Origin of the sequence: Klebsiella sp. KE9456, assembly GCF_043832615.1 — a bacterium.
GTDB lineage: Bacteria > Pseudomonadota > Gammaproteobacteria > Enterobacterales > Enterobacteriaceae > Klebsiella > Klebsiella indica.
Genome location: NZ_JBDYQK010000004.1, coordinates 173,849 through 190,906 on the forward strand (window position 1 = coordinate 173,849; position 17,058 = coordinate 190,906).

General features: G+C 55.2%; 14 protein-coding genes and 2 pseudogenes. 5 read left to right on the forward strand and 11 right to left on the reverse strand.

The genetic code is table 11. The features are described 5' to 3' along the window. The first annotated feature begins 41 nt into the window (after positions 1-41). Entirely contained in the window at positions 42-1,040 is a 999-nt protein-coding gene (gene gap / locus ABK821_RS05830) for a type I glyceraldehyde-3-phosphate dehydrogenase (RefSeq protein WP_138362745.1), read from the forward strand. A 43-nt stretch (positions 1,041-1,083) separates the two neighbouring features. Here gap and aldA read toward each other — a convergent pair whose 3' ends face one another. Further along, on the reverse strand, positions 1,084-2,523 hold the full coding sequence (gene aldA / locus ABK821_RS05835) for an aldehyde dehydrogenase (protein ID WP_343178522.1): 1,440 nt from the start codon (positions 2,521-2,523) through the stop codon (positions 1,084-1,086). Between the two features lie 372 nt (positions 2,524-2,895). After that, a complete protein-coding gene (locus ABK821_RS05840; protein WP_343178521.1) occupies positions 2,896-3,687 on the reverse strand; it encodes a YdcF family protein in 792 nt (263 codons plus the stop codon). 420 nt (positions 3,688-4,107) lie between these two features. Between ABK821_RS05840 and ABK821_RS05845 the strand changes: the two genes are divergently transcribed. Next, positions 4,108-5,382 carry a Glu/Leu/Phe/Val dehydrogenase gene (locus ABK821_RS05845; RefSeq protein WP_395033850.1) on the forward strand — a complete coding sequence of 425 codons (1,275 nt, stop codon included), beginning with the start codon at positions 4,108-4,110 and terminating at the stop codon, positions 5,380-5,382. Positions 5,383-5,514: 132 nt separating this feature from the next. Here ABK821_RS05845 and hrpA read toward each other — a convergent pair whose 3' ends face one another. Continuing rightward, positions 5,515-9,417 (reverse strand): ATP-dependent RNA helicase HrpA, encoded by a 3,903-nt coding sequence (hrpA, locus tag ABK821_RS05850; RefSeq protein ID WP_343178533.1) that lies wholly within the window; start codon positions 9,415-9,417, stop codon positions 5,515-5,517. A 203-nt stretch (positions 9,418-9,620) separates the two neighbouring features. On the opposite strand from hrpA, the gene azoR reads away from it, so the two are divergent. The 3 genes from azoR (at position 9,621) to nadS (ending at position 11,086) form a co-directional block, all read left to right on the forward strand. Continuing rightward, positions 9,621-10,226, forward strand: a complete 606-nt coding sequence (gene azoR / locus ABK821_RS05855; RefSeq protein WP_138362741.1) for an FMN-dependent NADH-azoreductase — start codon at positions 9,621-9,623, stop codon at positions 10,224-10,226. Between the two features lie 241 nt (positions 10,227-10,467). Further along, the gene (locus ABK821_RS05860) at positions 10,468-10,800 is read left to right on the forward strand and encodes a type II toxin-antitoxin system RelE/ParE family toxin (protein WP_142502025.1); all 333 of its coding nucleotides are present in this window, start codon (positions 10,468-10,470) and stop codon (positions 10,798-10,800) included. Position 10,801: 1 nt separating this feature from the next. Beyond that, positions 10,802-11,086: a NadS family protein gene (gene nadS, locus ABK821_RS05865; protein WP_138362802.1), complete on the forward strand. Its 285-nt coding sequence runs from the start codon at positions 10,802-10,804 to the stop codon at positions 11,084-11,086. On the opposite strand, the pseudogene ABK821_RS05870 reads toward nadS, so the two are convergent. The 8 genes and pseudogenes from ABK821_RS05870 to ABK821_RS05905 all read right to left on the reverse strand — a co-directional run. Then, positions 11,061-11,195 (reverse strand): annotated as a pseudogene (locus tag ABK821_RS05870) (GFA family protein); the annotation flags it as partial. The gene nadS and the pseudogene ABK821_RS05870 overlap by 26 nt on opposite strands. A 40-nt stretch (positions 11,196-11,235) precedes the next feature. Further along, positions 11,236-11,391: pseudogene (locus ABK821_RS05875) on the reverse strand (phenylacetic acid degradation operon negative regulatory protein PaaX); the annotation flags it as partial. Positions 11,392-11,495: 104 nt separating this feature from the next. After that, on the reverse strand, positions 11,496-12,311 hold the full coding sequence (locus ABK821_RS05880; protein WP_138362739.1) for a phytanoyl-CoA dioxygenase family protein: 816 nt from the start codon (positions 12,309-12,311) through the stop codon (positions 11,496-11,498). A 23-nt stretch (positions 12,312-12,334) separates the two neighbouring features. After that, positions 12,335-13,504, reverse strand: coding sequence for an acetylornithine deacetylase (gene argE / locus ABK821_RS05885; protein ID WP_343178519.1), 1,170 nt, complete (start codon positions 13,502-13,504; stop codon positions 12,335-12,337). Then, positions 13,497-14,171: a DUF1028 domain-containing protein gene (locus tag ABK821_RS05890; protein ID WP_343178518.1), complete on the reverse strand. Its 675-nt coding sequence runs from the start codon at positions 14,169-14,171 to the stop codon at positions 13,497-13,499. The genes argE and ABK821_RS05890 overlap by 8 nt, the downstream gene beginning before the upstream one ends. Then, the gene (locus tag ABK821_RS05895; RefSeq protein ID WP_343178517.1) at positions 14,171-14,602 is read right to left on the reverse strand and encodes a RidA family protein; all 432 of its coding nucleotides are present in this window, start codon (positions 14,600-14,602) and stop codon (positions 14,171-14,173) included. The genes ABK821_RS05890 and ABK821_RS05895 overlap by 1 nt, the downstream gene beginning before the upstream one ends. Before the next feature lie 16 nt (positions 14,603-14,618). Further along, the gene (locus ABK821_RS05900; protein ID WP_343178516.1) at positions 14,619-15,884 is read right to left on the reverse strand and encodes an NAD(P)/FAD-dependent oxidoreductase; all 1,266 of its coding nucleotides are present in this window, start codon (positions 15,882-15,884) and stop codon (positions 14,619-14,621) included. Between the two features lie 170 nt (positions 15,885-16,054). Then, a complete protein-coding gene (locus tag ABK821_RS05905) occupies positions 16,055-16,969 on the reverse strand; it encodes a LysR family transcriptional regulator (RefSeq protein ID WP_138362734.1) in 915 nt (304 codons plus the stop codon). Positions 16,970-17,058 lie beyond the last annotated feature (89 nt).

The window sequence follows — 17,058 nt, forward strand, 5'->3', positions numbered from 1 at the left end:
GAAGTTTTAACCTGTCGATTCAACTTACCGGGAGATTCTTCATGAGCAAACTTGGGATTAATGGATTTGGTCGTATTGGACGTTTGGTGCTGCGTCGGTTACTGGAGGTCAATAGTTCATTAGAGGTCGTGGCCATTAACGACCTCACCTCACCGAAAGTGCTGGCCTATCTGTTAAAGCATGATTCTAACTACGGCCCTTTCCCATGGAGCATTGATTTTACTGAAGATGCTCTGATTGTTAATGGCAAAAAAATTACCGTTTATGCCGAAAAAGAGGCTCAGCATATACCGTGGAAATCGGTGGGCGCCGACGTTATCGTCGAATGTACCGGCTTCTATACGTCAGCAGAGAAAGCACAGGCGCACCTGACCGCCGGGGCGAAAAAAGTGTTGATTTCCGCGCCAGCAGGCAATATGAAAACTATCGTGTATAACGTTAACGATGACACACTGGCCGCAGACGATACGATTATTTCCGTCGCCTCCTGCACCACCAACTGCCTGGCCCCGATGGCAAAGGTGCTCAACGACGCTTTCGGTATTAAAGTGGGAACCATGACCACCATCCACGCCTATACCGGTACCCAGTCGCTGGTTGATGGCCCGCGCGGAAAAGATTTGCGCGCCTCGCGCGCGGCGGCGGAAAATATCATTCCGCATACCACTGGCGCGGCGAAGGCAATCGGCCTGGTCATCCCGGAGCTTAGCGGCAAGCTGAAAGGCCATGCCCAGCGCGTACCGACCAAAACAGGCTCAGTCACCGAGCTGGTATCGGTGCTGGAGAAAAAGGTCACGGCCGAAGAGGTCAATCAGGCGATGAAAAATGCGGCGACCAACAATGAATCGTTCGGCTATACCGAAGAAGAGATCGTCTCGTCGGATGTTATTGGCTGCCATTTCGGGTCAATTTATGACGCCACCCAACTGGAGGTTGCAGAAGTCGGCGACCTCCAGCTTGTGAAGACAGTCGCCTGGTATGATAACGAGTATGGCTTTGTCACTCAGTTGATTCGCGTACTGGATAAGTTCGCGAAATAACATCACAGCGGATAGCGCCAGCTATCCGCTATTGTCCACGCAATTACGCCTGCAAATAGACCACCTGGGTTTGCAGATACTCATTCAGACCGTGCCGCCCGTCAGCGCCGCCAATCCCTGATTTGCGCCAACCGGCGTGGAAGCCCTGCATCGCTTCAAAGTTCTCGCGGTTAATATAGGTTTCGCCAAACTTCAGCCCTTTTATCGCCTTCATGGCGACATTCAGATCGCGGGTATAGATTGACGATGTCAGGCCATAGTCGCTGTCGTTCGCCATCGCCAGCGCCTCTTCGAGCGTGTCAAACGCGATCACCGGCAATACCGGCCCAAACGTCTCTTCATGAACAATATCCATCTCCTGGCGCACATCCAGCAGCAGCGTCGGCGGATAAAAATAGCCCTTACCTGCCACGGCCTTGCCGCCAAGCACCACCCGCGCCCCCTGAGCGACCGCCTTCGCGACCTTCTGCTCAACGCGATCCAGCGCAGCAGCGTTAATCAACGGCCCCATGGCGATATCGTCTCGTAAAGCCGGATCGCCGAACTGTACCTCTTTTAATGCCTCACCCAACCGGTTAACAAAACGATCGTAAACGCCTTTTTGCACATAGACGCGCTCGACGCAGTTACATACCTGCCCGCTATTGATAACCCGTGAATCCACCACCGCTTTTACCGCCAGTTCAATATCCGCGTCATCCATCACAATCGCGGGCGCTTTTCCGCCGAGCTCCAGGCACACTTTGGTGATATTTTTCGCCGCTGCCGCCATAATTTTCTCGCCAGCAGCTACGCTACCGGTCATGCTCACCATCGCGACTTTCGGGTTCCCCGCCAGTTCCTGTCCAACCGTCTCACCGCGGCCCAGCACCAGGTTAAACACCCCTTTCGGCAAGCCGATGTCATGCACGATTTGCGCGAAGGCGATAGCGTTATTCGGCGTGAACTCGCTCGGTTTAATCACGATGGTATTGCCGGTAATCAGTGCGGGAGCCAGTTTGCGGGCAATCAGGAAAAACGGGAAGTTCCACGGCAGAATCCCTGTCGTCACGCCCAGTGCGCGTTTGAAAAGCAAAATATTTTCGCCCGGACGATCGCTCTGGATGATCTCCCCTTCATAGCGCCGCGCCCATTCGGCCATATAGTCGAGATAATCGGCAGTAAATGAGACTTCAACCGCCGCCAGTTGCTGAATTTTCCCGCCCTCGGCAACAATCAGCGCAGCGATCTCATCAGCCTGTTCACGAATACCGGCAGCGATTTTGCGCAACCATCCCGCTCGCTCAATGGCAGGCAGAGCTTCCCAGGCTGGCTGTGCTCGCTCAGCAGCCAGAATCGCGCGTTGCGCATCTTCCGCGCTGCCATCGGGGATCCGCGAAAGCAACGCTTCGGTCGCCGGATTGATGACATCAATCCATGCATCAGCGCGGCCAGGTTCAAACTGACCATCAATGTACATAGGGTGTTGAACGGGTGCTGTCATGATCTGCTCCTGTGGCATTATTGTTTTTAGCAAGTGAATTTAATGTTAAAAACTATCGCCTGACAGGCAAAGAGACAGTTCGACGACTTGCTTTTGTGAGACATTTCATAAAAACAAGCAAACCAGAGGCTGAAAAGCGCGTTATTGAATAACACGCAGTGCCCGTTTGCGAGGGTCCTGGTGGAAACGGGCAAATAGCAAATGCGGCTGGATGATGGAATGCGTTCACATGGTCGCGTTTGAGGAAAGACAAGGCGTATCCTCGAATAGTGTGCGCCTTTTTCTCTCCACGACTGTTTCTTGTTCAGATTGCCGGGAAACAGATAACGTCTGAACCGCATTAGCACCGTTCAGAAAAAATCCCTTCGCCGTTTAACCCAACTGGCGCGCACTCAGCGCATCGGATAACAGACTGTCGTCGCGCAGCGTCTGCCACGCCTGAACAATATGCGGAGGAATATCAACATGGACGATAAACCCCTTACCCAGCGGACCATAACCCTGCGGATCATCCGTCAAACGCGGTAGCTCGCCAAGAATCAGCGACAGATAGCGACCAACCGGCCACAGCCCCTTATTCTCACCGCTGAAAGTTAATCCACTTTCACCATTGCACAATATCGGTGAACAGCCCGGCGCGCTGTACCACCGTGGCGCGGCCTCCTCTCCTTGCCAGACGCGGGCAAACGTCGCCATCGTCCTGCGCTGCATTGTCGGATCCTGAATGACAACGCCCGTACCATGAGCTACGCCCCTCTGCTCCAGCATATATCGGGTAAAGCGCGCGTTCTCTCCGCAGTGGGTGGACTGGTCTTCCACCACAATTCGCTCCAGCGGAATATGCCAGAAGCGATGAGCGATATCGGCAAGAATACACGCCTCAGCGCGACCTGATACCGGTAACTGACAGTAGCGTGGATCATTTAACACTGCGTTATATAAAAAAGCGGTGGAGTGACCGATACCGCCGCTGATCAGCAGTGGAACAGCGCTACGTGCTGCCAGTTGGCAGGCAAAATCAATGGTCGGGATCACCGCATTGCCTGCCAGCACAACCACTTCTATTTGCGCCTCCTGAGGCAAATCATCCTGCGCCAGCCACGCCCCAAGCTGGTTTGCCGCCATTAATGTCGCCTCAGGCAAGGCTGGAAAATATTCTGACATTCCTTCTCCTGTTTCCTTCATTTCACGCTTCAGTGAGCGAATATCATCATAAACCGCCGAAGACATTTGAGATCATAAACGGCAAATCGACGAAGAATACGTTCACCTCTCCTTTTGCAACATAGTCAATACACACAGATAGCATTTTATTCACTTTTTGAAGGAGCTCAATATTCTGATAAATAGGTGAAAATCATCTCTGTATCGGTTTTAAGGCCGCAAAATGCATATTCACCCACAAAAACACTGCTCTTATGATTTGTTATGCATAAACAACCTCGCTCTCACGTAACGGCGGTATATTCTGCATTTTCGTCAAATTCCATTCTATTAAATTGGTGATAACCTTCCGTTTACAGAGTTTATGTCTATCTCTTTCCGCGACCAACAATATAATTACCACAGTAAAACAGGACTCTTATGGAAAAGTTATCTTACGCTTCTGAAAGTAGTACATCGCCCTGGACCACCTACCTGCGCCAAATCGATCGCGTCGCGCCCTACCTGGGCGATCTCGCATACTGGATTGAAACGCTGCGCCACCCTAAACGTGCGCTAATTGTTGATATACCAGTACAAATGGATGACGGAACCATCCGTCATTTCGAAGGTTATCGCGTCCAGCACAATCTATCGCGTGGGCCGGGTAAAGGGGGGATTCGCTACCATCCGGATGTGGATCTGAATGAGGTGATGGCGCTTTCCGCCTGGATGACCATCAAGTGCGCGGCTGTCAATATTCCTTATGGTGGTGCGAAAGGCGGTATCCGCGTCGATCCGTTCTCATTATCAGAAGGTGAACTGGAACGTCTTACCCGCCGCTATACCAGCGAGATCGGCATCATCATCGGCCCGCAAAAAGATATCCCGGCGCCAGATGTCGGCACCAACGGCAAAGTAATGGCCTGGATGATGGATACTTACTCCATGAATCACGGTACCACCATCACTGGCGTGGTGACGGGTAAACCTATCCATCTCGGTGGCTCCCTCGGCCGGGAAAAAGCCACCGGTCGCGGCGTATTCGTCACCGGACGTGAAGTCGCGCGCCGCAGCGGTATCGAAATTGAAGGCGCGAAAGTGGCGCTGCAAGGTTTTGGTAACGTCGGTAGTGAAGCCGCTCGTCTGTTTGCTGACGTCGGCGCACGCATCGTCGTCATTCAGGACCATACGGCGACACTGTTTAACGAGGGTGGCATTGATATGACCGCGTTGACCGCCTGGCAGGCTGAGAACAAGCAAATTGCCGGTTTCCCGGGGGCACGTGAAATTGCGAAAGAAGCGTTCTGGACCACGCCAATGGATATTCTGATCCCGGCGGCGCTGGAAGGCCAGATCACGCGTGAACGGGCGGAAATCATTAGCTGTAAACTGGTGCTCGAAGGCGCCAACGGCCCGACCTATCCGGAAGCCGATGACGTACTGGCTGAGCGCGGCATCGTGGTGGTGCCGGACGTAATCTGTAATGCCGGTGGCGTGACCGTCAGCTACTTCGAATGGGTGCAGGATATGGCCAGCTTCTTCTGGAGCGAAGAGGAGATCAACGCCAAAATGGACCGCATCATGACCGACGCTATCGTTCACGTGTACGAAAAAGCGGTTGAAAAAGCGTGCTCTTTACGTACCGCCGCCTATATTGTGGCCTGCGAACGGATCCTGATGGCGCGTAAAGATCGCGGCATTTATCCTGGATAACATTCCCATGATGAAGCTGATGACAAAACCGCATTAAATATTATGCCGCATTTCCGCCAGATAGCGGACCACCATTCAGTACGCGCTCCCCCGGTAAGCACGATTGACTGCGCCACCGGGGGAAACCGCAGCTTACGCCGTAATCTGATCCATCGCCTGCAACACGCGCTTGTCAGAAATCGGGTACGGCGTGCCGAGCTGTTGTGCAAAGTAGCTGACGCGCAGCTCCTCAATCATCCAGCGGATTTCTTTGACGTCGTCGTCATCACGGCGGGCTGGCGGCAGCTTGTTAATCCACTGCTGCCAGGCCTGCTGCACGCTTTCAATTTTCAGCATCTGCGCCCTGTCACGGTGCGGATCGACCGCCAGTTTCTCCAGCCGTTTTTCAATCGCCTGCAAATAGCGCAGCGTATCGCCGAGGCGCTTAAAGCCGTTACCGGTGACAAAACCGCGATACACCAGCCCGCCCATTTGCGCTTTGATATCAGACAGCCCCAGCGCCATCGTCATATCCACGCGTCCTTTCAGACGTTTGTTGATCGTGAACACGGCGGTCAGGATCTGCTCGACCTGCTTCGCGATATCGACAACGGTGTCGTTCAGCTCGGCGCGCACCTTCTCATGCAGCGCGGCAAAAGCCTCTTCCGTCCATACCGGGCCGCCATTGGCGTCAATCAGCTTGTCCACGCCGCAGGAGATGCAGTCGTCAATCAACTCCAGCACTTTGCCATACGGGTTAAAGTACAGACCGAGCTTGGCTTTGTTCGGCAGTTTTTCGTGCAGATACTTAATCGGCGACGGAATATTCAGCAGCAGCAAGCGGCGTAAACCGCACCACATTGCCTGTTGCTGCTCCAGCGGATTGTCAAACAGCCTGATGGCGACGCTATCACGCTCGTCTACCAGCGCTGGCCACGCCTTCACTTTGTAATTGCCGCGTTTCTGCTCATAGCTTTCCGGCAACTGACCGAAACTCCAGATGTGCAGCCCACTCTGCTCGATGCCGTCATCAGCCACCGCCGAGAGCGTCTCCTGGACTTTCCCTTTCAGCGTATCCTTCAGATCGTGCAGAGAACGTCCTTCCTGCAACTTCTTGTTTTTGTCATCCACCACGCGGAAAGTGATCTTCAGATGATCGGGCACCTGATCCCAGTGCCAGTCTTCGCGATCTACCGTCACGCCGGTCATCCGCCGCAATTCGCGCTCCAGCGCATCCAGCAACGGTAGCTCCAGCGGCGTTACGCGACCCAAAAACGCTTCAGCATAGTTTGGCGCCGGAACAAAGTTCCGTCGTACCGGTTTCGGCAGCGATTTAATCAGCGCAATCACCAGCTCACGGCGCAGACCTGGAATTTGCCATTCAAACCCGGACTCTTCCACCTGGTTTAACAACGGAAGCGGGATATGGACGGTGACGCCGTCGGCGTCGGCGCCCGGTTCAAACTGATAGCTCAGCCGCAGCTTAAGATTTCCCTGGTGCCAGAAGTTCGGGTAATCCAGCTTGCTGATTTTTTCCGCGCCCTCTTTGATGAGCATACTCTTTTCAAAGTTGAGCAGATCCGGCGTTTCGCGGCTGACTTTTTTCCACCAGTTGTCGAAGTGACGCGCGGAGATCACGTCATGACTGATGCGCTGGTCGTAGAACTCAAACAGCGTCTCATCATCGACCAGAATGTCGCGACGGCGCGATTTGTGCTCCAGTTCTTCCACTTCCGCACGCAGCTTCAGGTTGTCGCGGAAGAAGGCGTGGCGCGTCTGCCAGTCGCCCTCTACCAGCGCATGACGAATAAACAACTCGCGACACAGCGCCGGGTCGATCTGGCTGTAATTCACCTTACGCGCGGCCACTATCGGCAGACCGTACACGGTCACTTTCTCCGTCGCCATCACCGCGCCCTGCGCCCGTTCCCAGTGCGGTTCGCTGTAAGAACGCTTAATCAGATGCTGGGCAACCGGTTCCACCCACTCGGGATCGATGCGCGCCGCAATGCGCCCCCACAGGCAGCTGGTTTCCACCAGTTCTGCGACCATCGCCCACTTCGGCGGCTTCTTAAACAAACCGGAACCCGGGAAGATGGAGAAACGGGCATTGCGCGCGCCGGTATACTCCTGCTTGTCGGCATCTTTCATCCCGATATGCGACAGCAGCCCGGTCAGCAGCGCGATATGCACTTCACGGTATTGCGCCGGTTCGCTGTTTACCGGAATACCCAGTTCTTTCACCACCTGGCGCAATTGGGTGTAGATATCCTGCCATTCGCGCACGCGCAGATAGTTCAGGTAATCAGTGCGGCACAGGCGGCGGAACTGGTTCGACGACAGCGCTTTCTGCTGCTCGCCGAGGTAATTCCACAGATTCACAAAGGCGAGGAAGTCAGACTCTTTATCATGGAAACGACGGTGTTTCTCATCGGATGCCTGCTGTTTATCCATCGGGCGCTCACGCGGGTCCTGAATAGACAGCGCGGAGGTGATGATCATCGCCTCACGCACGCAGCCGTGTTTCTGCGCTTCCAGCACCATCCGCGCCAGACGCGGGTCTACCGGCAGCTGCGACAACTGGCGTCCTGAAGGCGTCAGTTTATAAGCCGTTTGCTGCTCATCGGTCGTAATCGCCCCAAGCTCTTCCAGCAGACGCACGCCGTCCTGAATGTTGCGTTTATCCGGCGCTTCAACAAACGGGAATGCGGCGATATCGCCCAGCCCCAGCGCCGTCATTTGCAAAATAACCGAAGCCAGGTTGGTACGCAGAATCTCCGGGTCGGTAAATTCCGGGCGCGACAGGAAGTCATCTTCCGAATACAGGCGGATGCAGATCCCTTCCGACACACGTCCACAGCGGCCTTTACGCTGGTTAGCGGAAGCCTGTGAAACCGGTTCAATCGGCAGCCGCTGCACTTTGGTACGGTAGCTGTAGCGACTGATGCGCGCAGTGCCGGGATCGATAACGTACTTAATGCCCGGTACGGTCAGCGAGGTTTCCGCCACGTTAGTCGCCAGCACGATACGACGCCCGCTATGGGCCTGGAACACGCGGTTCTGTTCGCTGTTGGACAACCGCGCATACAGCGGCAGCACTTCCGTATGGCGCAAGTTCAGTTTATTGAGCGCATCGGCGGTATCGCGGATTTCACGCTCGCCGCTCATAAAGATCAGGATATCGCCGGGACTTTCACGCCCCAGTTCATCCACCGCGTCAAAAATCGCCTGAAGCTGATCGCGCTCAGTATCGTCCGCTTCTTCGACAATCGGACGATAGCGCACTTCAACCGGGTACGTTCTGCCGGAAACTTCAATGATCGGCGCATGGTTAAAATGACGCGAGAAGCGCTCCGGGTCGATGGTCGCGGAGGTGATGATGATTTTCAGATCCGGGCGACGCGGCAACAGCTCTTTCAGGTAGCCAAGCAGAAAGTCGATATTCAGGCTGCGCTCATGCGCTTCATCAATGATGATGGTGTCGTACTGCATCAGCAGCCTGTCCTGCTGGATTTCCGCCAGCAGGATACCGTCCGTCATCAGCTTGACCATCGTGTTGTCGCTGACGCGATCGCTGAAACGGACTTTATAACCGATGCAGCCGCCCGGTTCCGTTTGCAACTCTTCGGCAATACGGTTGGCAACGGTTCGCGCCGCCAGACGACGCGGCTGCGTATGGCCGATCAGCCCTTTAATACCGCGCCCCAGCTCCATACAAATTTTCGGCAGCTGCGTGGTTTTACCCGAGCCGGTCTCCCCCGCCACAATCACCACCTGGTGGTCGCGCACGGCTTCGAGAATTTCTTGTTTTTTCTGGCTAACCGGCAGGTTTTGCGGATAGGTGATATCCGGCCGGGCGGCTTCGCGCAGCAGGACTCTCCCTGCCGCATGGTTAATTTCTTGCGCCATCTCCTGAAGAATCGCCTGTTGGGCTTCAGGATTTTTAACCTTCTTCACCCCATGCAGGCGACGAGCAAAGCGTGACTTATCGCGCAACATCAGGCCATCAAGCTGCTTCTGGATCTGTAAGAAGGTGAATTTTTGTTGTTCGGTCATAGCGTTATCGGGCAGTATGCCGCCGGAAAAAATCTCTTTTAAAATAGTGCGCCAGCGTACCATATCCGCGCATTTTGTGCCTTATTCAAAAATATTGAATAGTGAGTTCGATTTATTGCGCTTTCTCTGTGGCATGATTGTGAATACAGTGTCAACAAGCACCAGGGCATCGGCCCGTCTATCACATTAAAAAGGAAACACCCATGAGCAAAGTATTAGTTCTGAAATCCAGTATTCTGGCAGGGTACTCTCAGTCTGGTCAGTTGTCTGACTATTTTGTTGAACAATGGCGTGAAAAGCATGCACAGGACGTTATCACCGTACGTGACCTGGCTGCAAACCCGATTCCGGTACTGGATGGTGAACTGGTGGGTGCTCTGCGTCCGAGCGATGCGCCGCTGACTCCGCGTCAGCAGGAAGCGCTGGCGCTTTCTGACGAACTGATCGCTGAACTGCAGGCGAACGATGTGATTGTTATCGCTGCGCCGATGTACAACTTCAACATCCCGACTCAGTTGAAAAACTATTTCGACCTGGTGGCGCGCGCTGGCGTGACCTTCCGCTACACTGAAGCCGGCCCGGAAGGTCTGGTGAAAGGCAAACGCGCGGTGGTGGTCACCAGCCGCGGCGGTATCCATAAAGATACCCCAACCGATCTGGTCACGCCGTATCTGTCCACCTTCCTCGGCTTTATCGGTATCACCGACGTGAACTTCGTATTTGCGGAAGGCATCGCCTACGGCCCGGAAGTGGCGGCTAAAGCGCAGTCTGATGCGAAAGCGGCTATCGATAGCGTGGTTGCAGCATAAGATTTTCACTCCCACCGCCCGGTGGGAGTTCCCTCCCCCAGTTCATCACGCCTTTACGTGTCACCTCGTAAAATCAACACTCGCTCCCACACGATAAAATTGCAACTTATACCATAGCGGCACTCCCCAAACCCGCACACATGCCGGTCACGGATGGCAAAATTTACCGTTGTTGAAAAACCATGGACAGGTACCATGTACACATACTGGTGTACATGGTACCTTAGTAAGGAGGGTTCTCGTGTGCCATGCCATTGAATTTATCGAAACGTCACTATTTACCCGCCAGATAAAACAGCTTGCCACCGATGATGAGCTGCGGGCACTACAGAGAACGCTCATCGGCGCCCCGGATACTGGCGATATCATCCAGAATACTGGTGGGCTACGAAAAATGAGAATGGCGACAGGTTTACAGGGAAAACGCGGCGGCATACGGGTGATTTATTTCCGGGCAACCCGCGAGATTATCTATCTGGTTCTGGCCTACCCGAAAAGCACCAAGGATAGCCTGACCGCAGTTGAAAAAGCCGAACTCAAAAAGTTGACCAGGCGACTAAAAAATGAGGTTTAAAATGGGTTATTTTGACGAGCTTAAAGCGTCTCTTGAAGAGGCCGTCGATATCAAAAACGGAAATAAAACACCTGCCCGGGTCGCTCGCTATGAGGTCGCTGATGTAAAGGCGATCAGAGCGCAGCTTAACATTTCCCAGGCTGAAATGGCGAAAGCGCTGGGAACCAGCGTGGATACCATTAAAAGCTGGGAGTCCAGGCGACGCAATCCGACAGGTCTGGCGGCAAAAGTGCTAGCGGTTATTCAGGACAACCCTGCGTTCTTTCACGAACTGGCCGGGCACTAATCGCTGAAGCCGACGCAGAGACCGCAACCGTTCCCCGCATTTGACAGTATGAACAGTTGCAGCGTCGAACGGTATTGAAGCCATCGCTGAGCTCAACGACGAATGCCACAGCGACGCCGGGCTGACAATTTTTCTGTCATAACCTCCCGCAACCGGATTTGAAAACAGCGTTCGGACGTAAGTTCTGTTGGGTCGCCATCGCGAAGCAGCGGCAGTAGCAGGCGGAACAGGCTGATAAATGTTTCATACATTGCATTCTGCTTCGTAAGATGCCAGCACTCTTCAATGCGGGCGCACAGTACCGCCAGAATATTTTTTGCATTCCGGATTGTCTGTTTTGCCCGGTGACGGCTAACGCCTTACCGGGCCTACTGGGCAGATGTCGCGCCACCCGCCAGACTTGTCGCCACTACCGCGGCCAGACCTGCGGAAATTCATCGGCGATCAGCGGCTCGCCGTCGCGTAAAGTCAGCCCCGGAAAGGGCGGCGATGTCACCCCGCCGCGGTCGGCAAAAGTGGCGTCGTCCCCTACCCAGCGCGCGGAAAAGACCCGTCGCGAACGAGCGGTTGAATTGCCGTTTGCACCGTGCAGCGTGCGGAAATGAAACGCCACCGCATCGCCTGGCTCCAGCGCCCAACTGACGATATCGTAATCTTCCTGATGGGCATCGATATCCGGCAGTTCTTTAAAGCGCGTGTGGGAATAGAGCTTTGAACCGTTAAACCGCGTCGGGCTGAACGCCTCATCCCACAGATGCGAACCGCGAATGCAGCGCAGCGAAATCTCCTCCGCCACCGGATCGAGCGGGATCCAGAAGCTCACGTTCTGCCGCCCCTCCACGCAGTAATAGGGCTGATCGTGGTGCCATGGCGTCACCGTGCTGCCGCCGGGTTGTTTAACCAGCGTGTGTTCGTGGAAAAACCTCGCCGTCCGGGAACGCATCAGCGCCGCGGCGATTTCCGCCGCCGGAGAGTGAAACACAAAATCAGTAAACTCAGGGATCCGCGCCCAGTTGCAATAGTCCTGAAAAAACGGCGCCGAACCGTCCTTCGGGATTACCGTTCGCGCATGACCATATTCGCTGGGGTTCGCCATCAGTTCGGCGACGCCGTTCGACAGGCTCTCGACCCACGGCGTAAATACGCCTTTCAGTAACACCACGCCATCCGATTGCCAGAGGTCGATAGTCTGTTGATCAATACACGCAGAGTGCTGGTTTTGCATAGTCGCCATCCTGTGTTGATAAATCAGGTGAGAGAATCGTGAGGGTCGGCACGCATCCACGCGCACAGGTTTTTCAGCATAGCCATGCAACTTTCAGCCTGTGCGATACTGAGATACTCGTCCGCCTTGTGGCCCTGTTCCATACTGCCCGGCCCGCAAATGAGCGTCGCGACGCCCGCCTCATCAAACAGGCCGCCTTCGGTACCGTAGGCCACCGTCGTGAAAGCGTCGTTACCGCACCATTGCGCCAGCCAGCGGGCAAAGTCTGACTGCGGATCGCTCAGCAGTCCCGGATAGTGGCTCAGCGGCTGGAAACGAATATCGCTGTTCAGGGCCACCTTACGCATCGCGGGAAGTAGCTGTTCGCTGGCATAAGCGTGCAACGCGTCGGTCACCCTCTGCGGATGCGTACCGGGTAAATAACGAATTTCAAAGTCGAACCAGCAGGACTGCGGAACGATATTCAGCGCCGCGCCGCCGTGGATAGTTCCCACCTGCAGCGTGCCTGATGGCGGAGAAAAACGGCTGTCCTGCTGCCGGGCGAGGCTTTCGCCCAGCGTATCCAGCCGGCTAATCAGCTTCGCCGCATAGCTAATCGCGTTGACCCCTTCCGGGGCGTAAGCCGAATGACAGGCATGGCCTTCCACGCAGCAGCGCATGGCGAGCTTGCCTTTATGACCATAGACCGGGCGCATTTCGGTCGGTTCGCCAATAATACACAGCGCCGGTTTTTCCGCCGATGCGCGTAAAAAATCCACCAGACTGCGCACGCCCAGACAGCCAACTTCTTCGTCATAGGAAAACGCCAGGTGCAGCGGCATCCGCAGCGGCGCGGCGAGAAAGGCGTCCAGCGACGTCAGCACGCAGGCGATAAACCCTTTCATGTCGGCGCTACCCCGTCCGTAGTAACGCCCGTCACGCTCGGTAAGCGCAAACGGCGGCACCGTCCACGCCTGGCCATCCACCGGCACCACATCGGTATGACCGGAAAGCATCACACCGCCAGAACCCGACGGGCCAACGCGGGCATACAGGTTCGCCTTGCGCCCTTCGTCATCGTAAAACAGCTGCGACGTCACGCCACGTTCGCGCAAAAAATCGGCGATAAAGGCGATCAGCGCCAGATTCGATTCGCGGCTGGTGGTATCAAACGCCAGCAAGCGTCCGAGGATCTCACGCAGGCGACTACTCATCGCCCGGTACGCCATAAGATGGCGCTTCGCGTGGGTCCAGAGCGCGGGTAATATAAGCTTCCATTTGCGGTTCATACGCCACCCACAGCGCCGCCAGTTCCGCCACCGGATTCTCTTCAGCCCAGTCCACGCGTAAATCCACAACCGGCCAGGCGTAATCTTCCACAATCTTCAGCGCTGCGGAGTGTTCCGGCCCGGCTTCGCCCCCCGCATCAATTCCCGCCTGCAAAGCGGCAATCAACCGGCTGGCCAGTTCGCCCGTTGCGCTTTCAAATGCTGTCGTCATGGCACGAACGACCTGCGGATTCGCCAGCATATTGCCCGCCGCCACGCAGTTCTCGCCCTGCGCGACCTGCCATGTTCCCAGCGTATGCTCGCCGCTGAAAACGGCGCTTTCGCCGCTGGCGTCGATCACCGTAACCTGGCGATAGTCGCTGAACCGATCGTCGCCTAACGCTTGCTTCAGCGCCTGTTCAGAAGAGCGCCCCGCTTCCAGCCCGGCGAGGATCTGCGGGCCAAGCGCGGGCAGCGTAATGTTCTGGCTGGACACCGCGCCTATGCCCGCCAGCAGCCACGGGCAGCGGGCGCCGACGGCAATGCTGGATGAGCTAATCGCGATACCCAGTTGACCTGACTCCGGGCACAGCGCAGAGATAGAAATAGTCATTACGCCCCCTTCTCATTCCAGTCATCGGGGATCACCGCCGTGACATCAATTTCCATCAGCCACTGCGGCTGGGCGAGGGCCGATACCACCACGCCGGTCGATATCGGAAACACCCCTTTTAGCCATTTACCCACTTCCTGATACACCGGTTCGCGATAGCGCGGGTCAATCAGGTAGGTGGTGGTTTTGACGATATGCGTCAAGTCGCTTCCGGCTTCTTCCAGCAACTGCTTGACGTTTTTCATCGCCTGTTCCGCCTGGGCGCGAGGGTCGCCGAGCCCGACCAGATTGCCGGCAAAATCGGTGCCCACCTGGCCGCGCAGGTAAACGGTATTTCCTGCGCGTACTGCCTGGCACAGATCGTTGTTGAGCGTCTGATTCGGGTAAGTTTCTTTGGTGTTGAACATCCGGATACGGGTATGTGTTGGCATATTTTGCGTCCTCAAATCAGGCGTTAGACCAAGGTTGGTAATGTTGATACTGGCGCTGAATGGCAATTTGGTCGGCAATATATTTCGCATCGTGCCAGACGCCCCAGATAAAGGTTGAACCGCGACGGGAAAGCCACGGCAGCCCGAGGAAATAAACACCGGGTTCGCTGGAGACGCCGCGATGATGCTGCGGACGCTGTTGTTCATTGAAGGCGTTCACTTTCAGCCAGCGATAATCGGTGGTGTAACCGGTTGCCCAGATGATGCAGCTCACACCCGCTTTTGCCAGGTCGAGTTCGGATAACGGCCGGGTGAGGCTATCGGGATCGGGCAGGAAGAAGCGCGCTTCCGGCTCTTCCGGTAACGACAGACCGTTGCGGGCGATATAATCATCCGCCGCATCGAGTAGCGCCAGATAGGAGGCGTCGCCCTGGCGAATGTTGTCCGCCAGATCGTCACGGAACAGGGCTTTGCCCTCCTTGAAGGCCTGAGTTTGCCCGACCAGCGTAATTCCCTGGTGCGCCAGTTGGCGAAAGTCAACGGTATTGCCGCCATGTGCGCCGCTGACCGCAATCGTCACATGCTCCTTGCCGGGCTGATTCGCCGCCGCATCCCACAGCCCTAATACCCCCAACCACCAACAAAAATCGCGCTGACGGTAGCGGCGCGGCGGCCGGTCATGCGCGCCGACGGAGAGCCATACCTCACGCCCCGCCCGCCGGAGTTCATCGGCGATTTGTACCCCGGAAGAGCCCGCGCCGACCACCAGCACACCGCCTTCCGGGATCTGCTGCGGGTTGAAATAGTGTGCGGAATGAATTTGATGTACCGCGCTATCCTGCGGCGCGATAGCCGGGATCACCGGGCGCTGGAACGGTCCGGTGGCGGCGACAATACGCTGCGCTTCGATTGTTCCCTGCGAGGTTTCCACACGAAAGCCCGGACGTCCATTTAAGCGTTCTGCGCTAAAGACTTCGACGCCGGTCTGGATCGGGGCGTTAAACGTGTTGGCGTAAGCAACAAAATAGTCGGCGATCTGCTCTTTGGCGACAAAGCTGTCGGCGTCACAGCCGGGAAACGTCATGCCAGGAAATCGATCGTGCCAGGCCGGGCCATTGGCGACCAGCGAATCCCAGCGGCCGCTGCGCCAGGCCTCAGCGATGCGTTTTTTTTCCAGCACCAAATGGGGAATACCGTGATGCGTCAGATGCTCGCTCATGGCGACGCCTGCCTGTCCCGCCCCCACCACCAGGGTATCGATTTCTGTAATCTGCTCTGTCATGTGTGTGTCCTTCAAGCACGGTTGTCCGACTAAGGCGTCGGAATTGACAGAACTCAGGTTAAGTAAGTGTGATGAAATGGTAAAATATTATAAAACGATCGTCTGAATAGAAATTTATGAGGCTAAATAAGACAACAAAAAATAACGTCAGACTCAGATACACTCAATTATCAGGACTGATGCGGCGTTAATTCAATGCTGCGACAATAATCCATAAATAGCTGCGTCGGGCGCGTGGGTTCATTATTCGCAAGATGCGCCATAATTAATGTTGACGCGGGCATATCATCCGCAATATCCACTTGCACCAGTCTTTCGCCATCATAGGTCATATCACACAGCGGACGGGTGACCAGTACCGAAAAGCCCAATCCCTGACCGACCATGCAACGCACCATTTCAATTGACGGTGAACTATAGGCGACTTCCGGGTGATAACCTTTCTCTTTAAATATGGAGACAAAATAGTTTTTACTGGGTACCGCATCGAGCAAAATCATCGGTTCCCGGCTTAATTCCTGTAACGTGACGCTTTTTTTCTGCGCCAGCGGATGAGACGCGGGTAACAAAGCATAGGGCTTATGCGGGGCATTAAGCAGTTCTTTGTGAATAGAGTGGCCTAATTCCAGATCATAAACCAGCGCCAGATCGAACCGGCCCCGATGCAAACCGTGCATCAGCTCATGCTGTTCGCCATCGTACAGTTGCAGGTTGATTCCGGGATACATTTTTTTAAACCCCGCCACCAGTTTCGGCATATACAGCGGTGCGACGGATTCGAAACAGCCGACGGCAATCGTCCCGGAGACCAGATCCTTATCCGCTCGCGAATTCTGTTCAAACTCATAGGACAACCGCAGCAGTTCTTTCGCTTTATCGTAGAAGCGCCGGCCGCTTGAGGTCAGCGAGACCCCCTGCGCATGGTGGCGGATAAATAGCTGTTGATCGAAGGTGCTTTCAAGGTTTTTGATCGCAATTGAGATCGACGGCTGGGCAATATGCAGCTGACGAGAAGCCTCGGCGATACTCTCCGTTTCCACCACGGTAACGAAATATTTAAGCTGTTTGAGCGTAAATCGGTTCATAGCCTCACCATTGATAAAATATGGCCTTAGCCCCAAAGGGCTTAGTTTTTCGATAAGCAACCTGCAAGCATCGTGCCATGCAATTTTCG

Coding starts and splice junctions, on each gene's coding strand:
- gap (WP_138362745.1), top strand. CDS start 42: ATGAGCAAACTTGGGATTAATGGATTTGGTCGTATTGGACGTTTGGTG.
- aldA (WP_343178522.1), bottom strand. CDS start 2,523: ATGACAGCACCCGTTCAACACCCTATGTACATTGATGGTCAGTTTGAA.
- ABK821_RS05840 (WP_343178521.1), bottom strand. CDS start 3,687: ATGTCAGAATATTTTCCAGCCTTGCCTGAGGCGACATTAATGGCGGCA.
- ABK821_RS05845 (WP_395033850.1), top strand. CDS start 4,108: ATGGAAAAGTTATCTTACGCTTCTGAAAGTAGTACATCGCCCTGGACC.
- hrpA (WP_343178533.1), bottom strand. CDS start 9,417: ATGACCGAACAACAAAAATTCACCTTCTTACAGATCCAGAAGCAGCTT.
- azoR (WP_138362741.1), top strand. CDS start 9,621: ATGAGCAAAGTATTAGTTCTGAAATCCAGTATTCTGGCAGGGTACTCT.
- nadS (WP_138362802.1), top strand. CDS start 10,802: ATGGGTTATTTTGACGAGCTTAAAGCGTCTCTTGAAGAGGCCGTCGAT.
- ABK821_RS05880 (WP_138362739.1), bottom strand. CDS start 12,311: ATGCAAAACCAGCACTCTGCGTGTATTGATCAACAGACTATCGACCTC.
- argE (WP_343178519.1), bottom strand. CDS start 13,504: ATGAGTAGTCGCCTGCGTGAGATCCTCGGACGCTTGCTGGCGTTTGAT.
- ABK821_RS05890 (WP_343178518.1), bottom strand. CDS start 14,171: ATGACTATTTCTATCTCTGCGCTGTGCCCGGAGTCAGGTCAACTGGGT.
- ABK821_RS05895 (WP_343178517.1), bottom strand. CDS start 14,602: ATGCCAACACATACCCGTATCCGGATGTTCAACACCAAAGAAACTTAC.
- ABK821_RS05900 (WP_343178516.1), bottom strand. CDS start 15,884: ATGACAGAGCAGATTACAGAAATCGATACCCTGGTGGTGGGGGCGGGA.
- ABK821_RS05905 (WP_138362734.1), bottom strand. CDS start 16,969: ATGAACCGATTTACGCTCAAACAGCTTAAATATTTCGTTACCGTGGTG.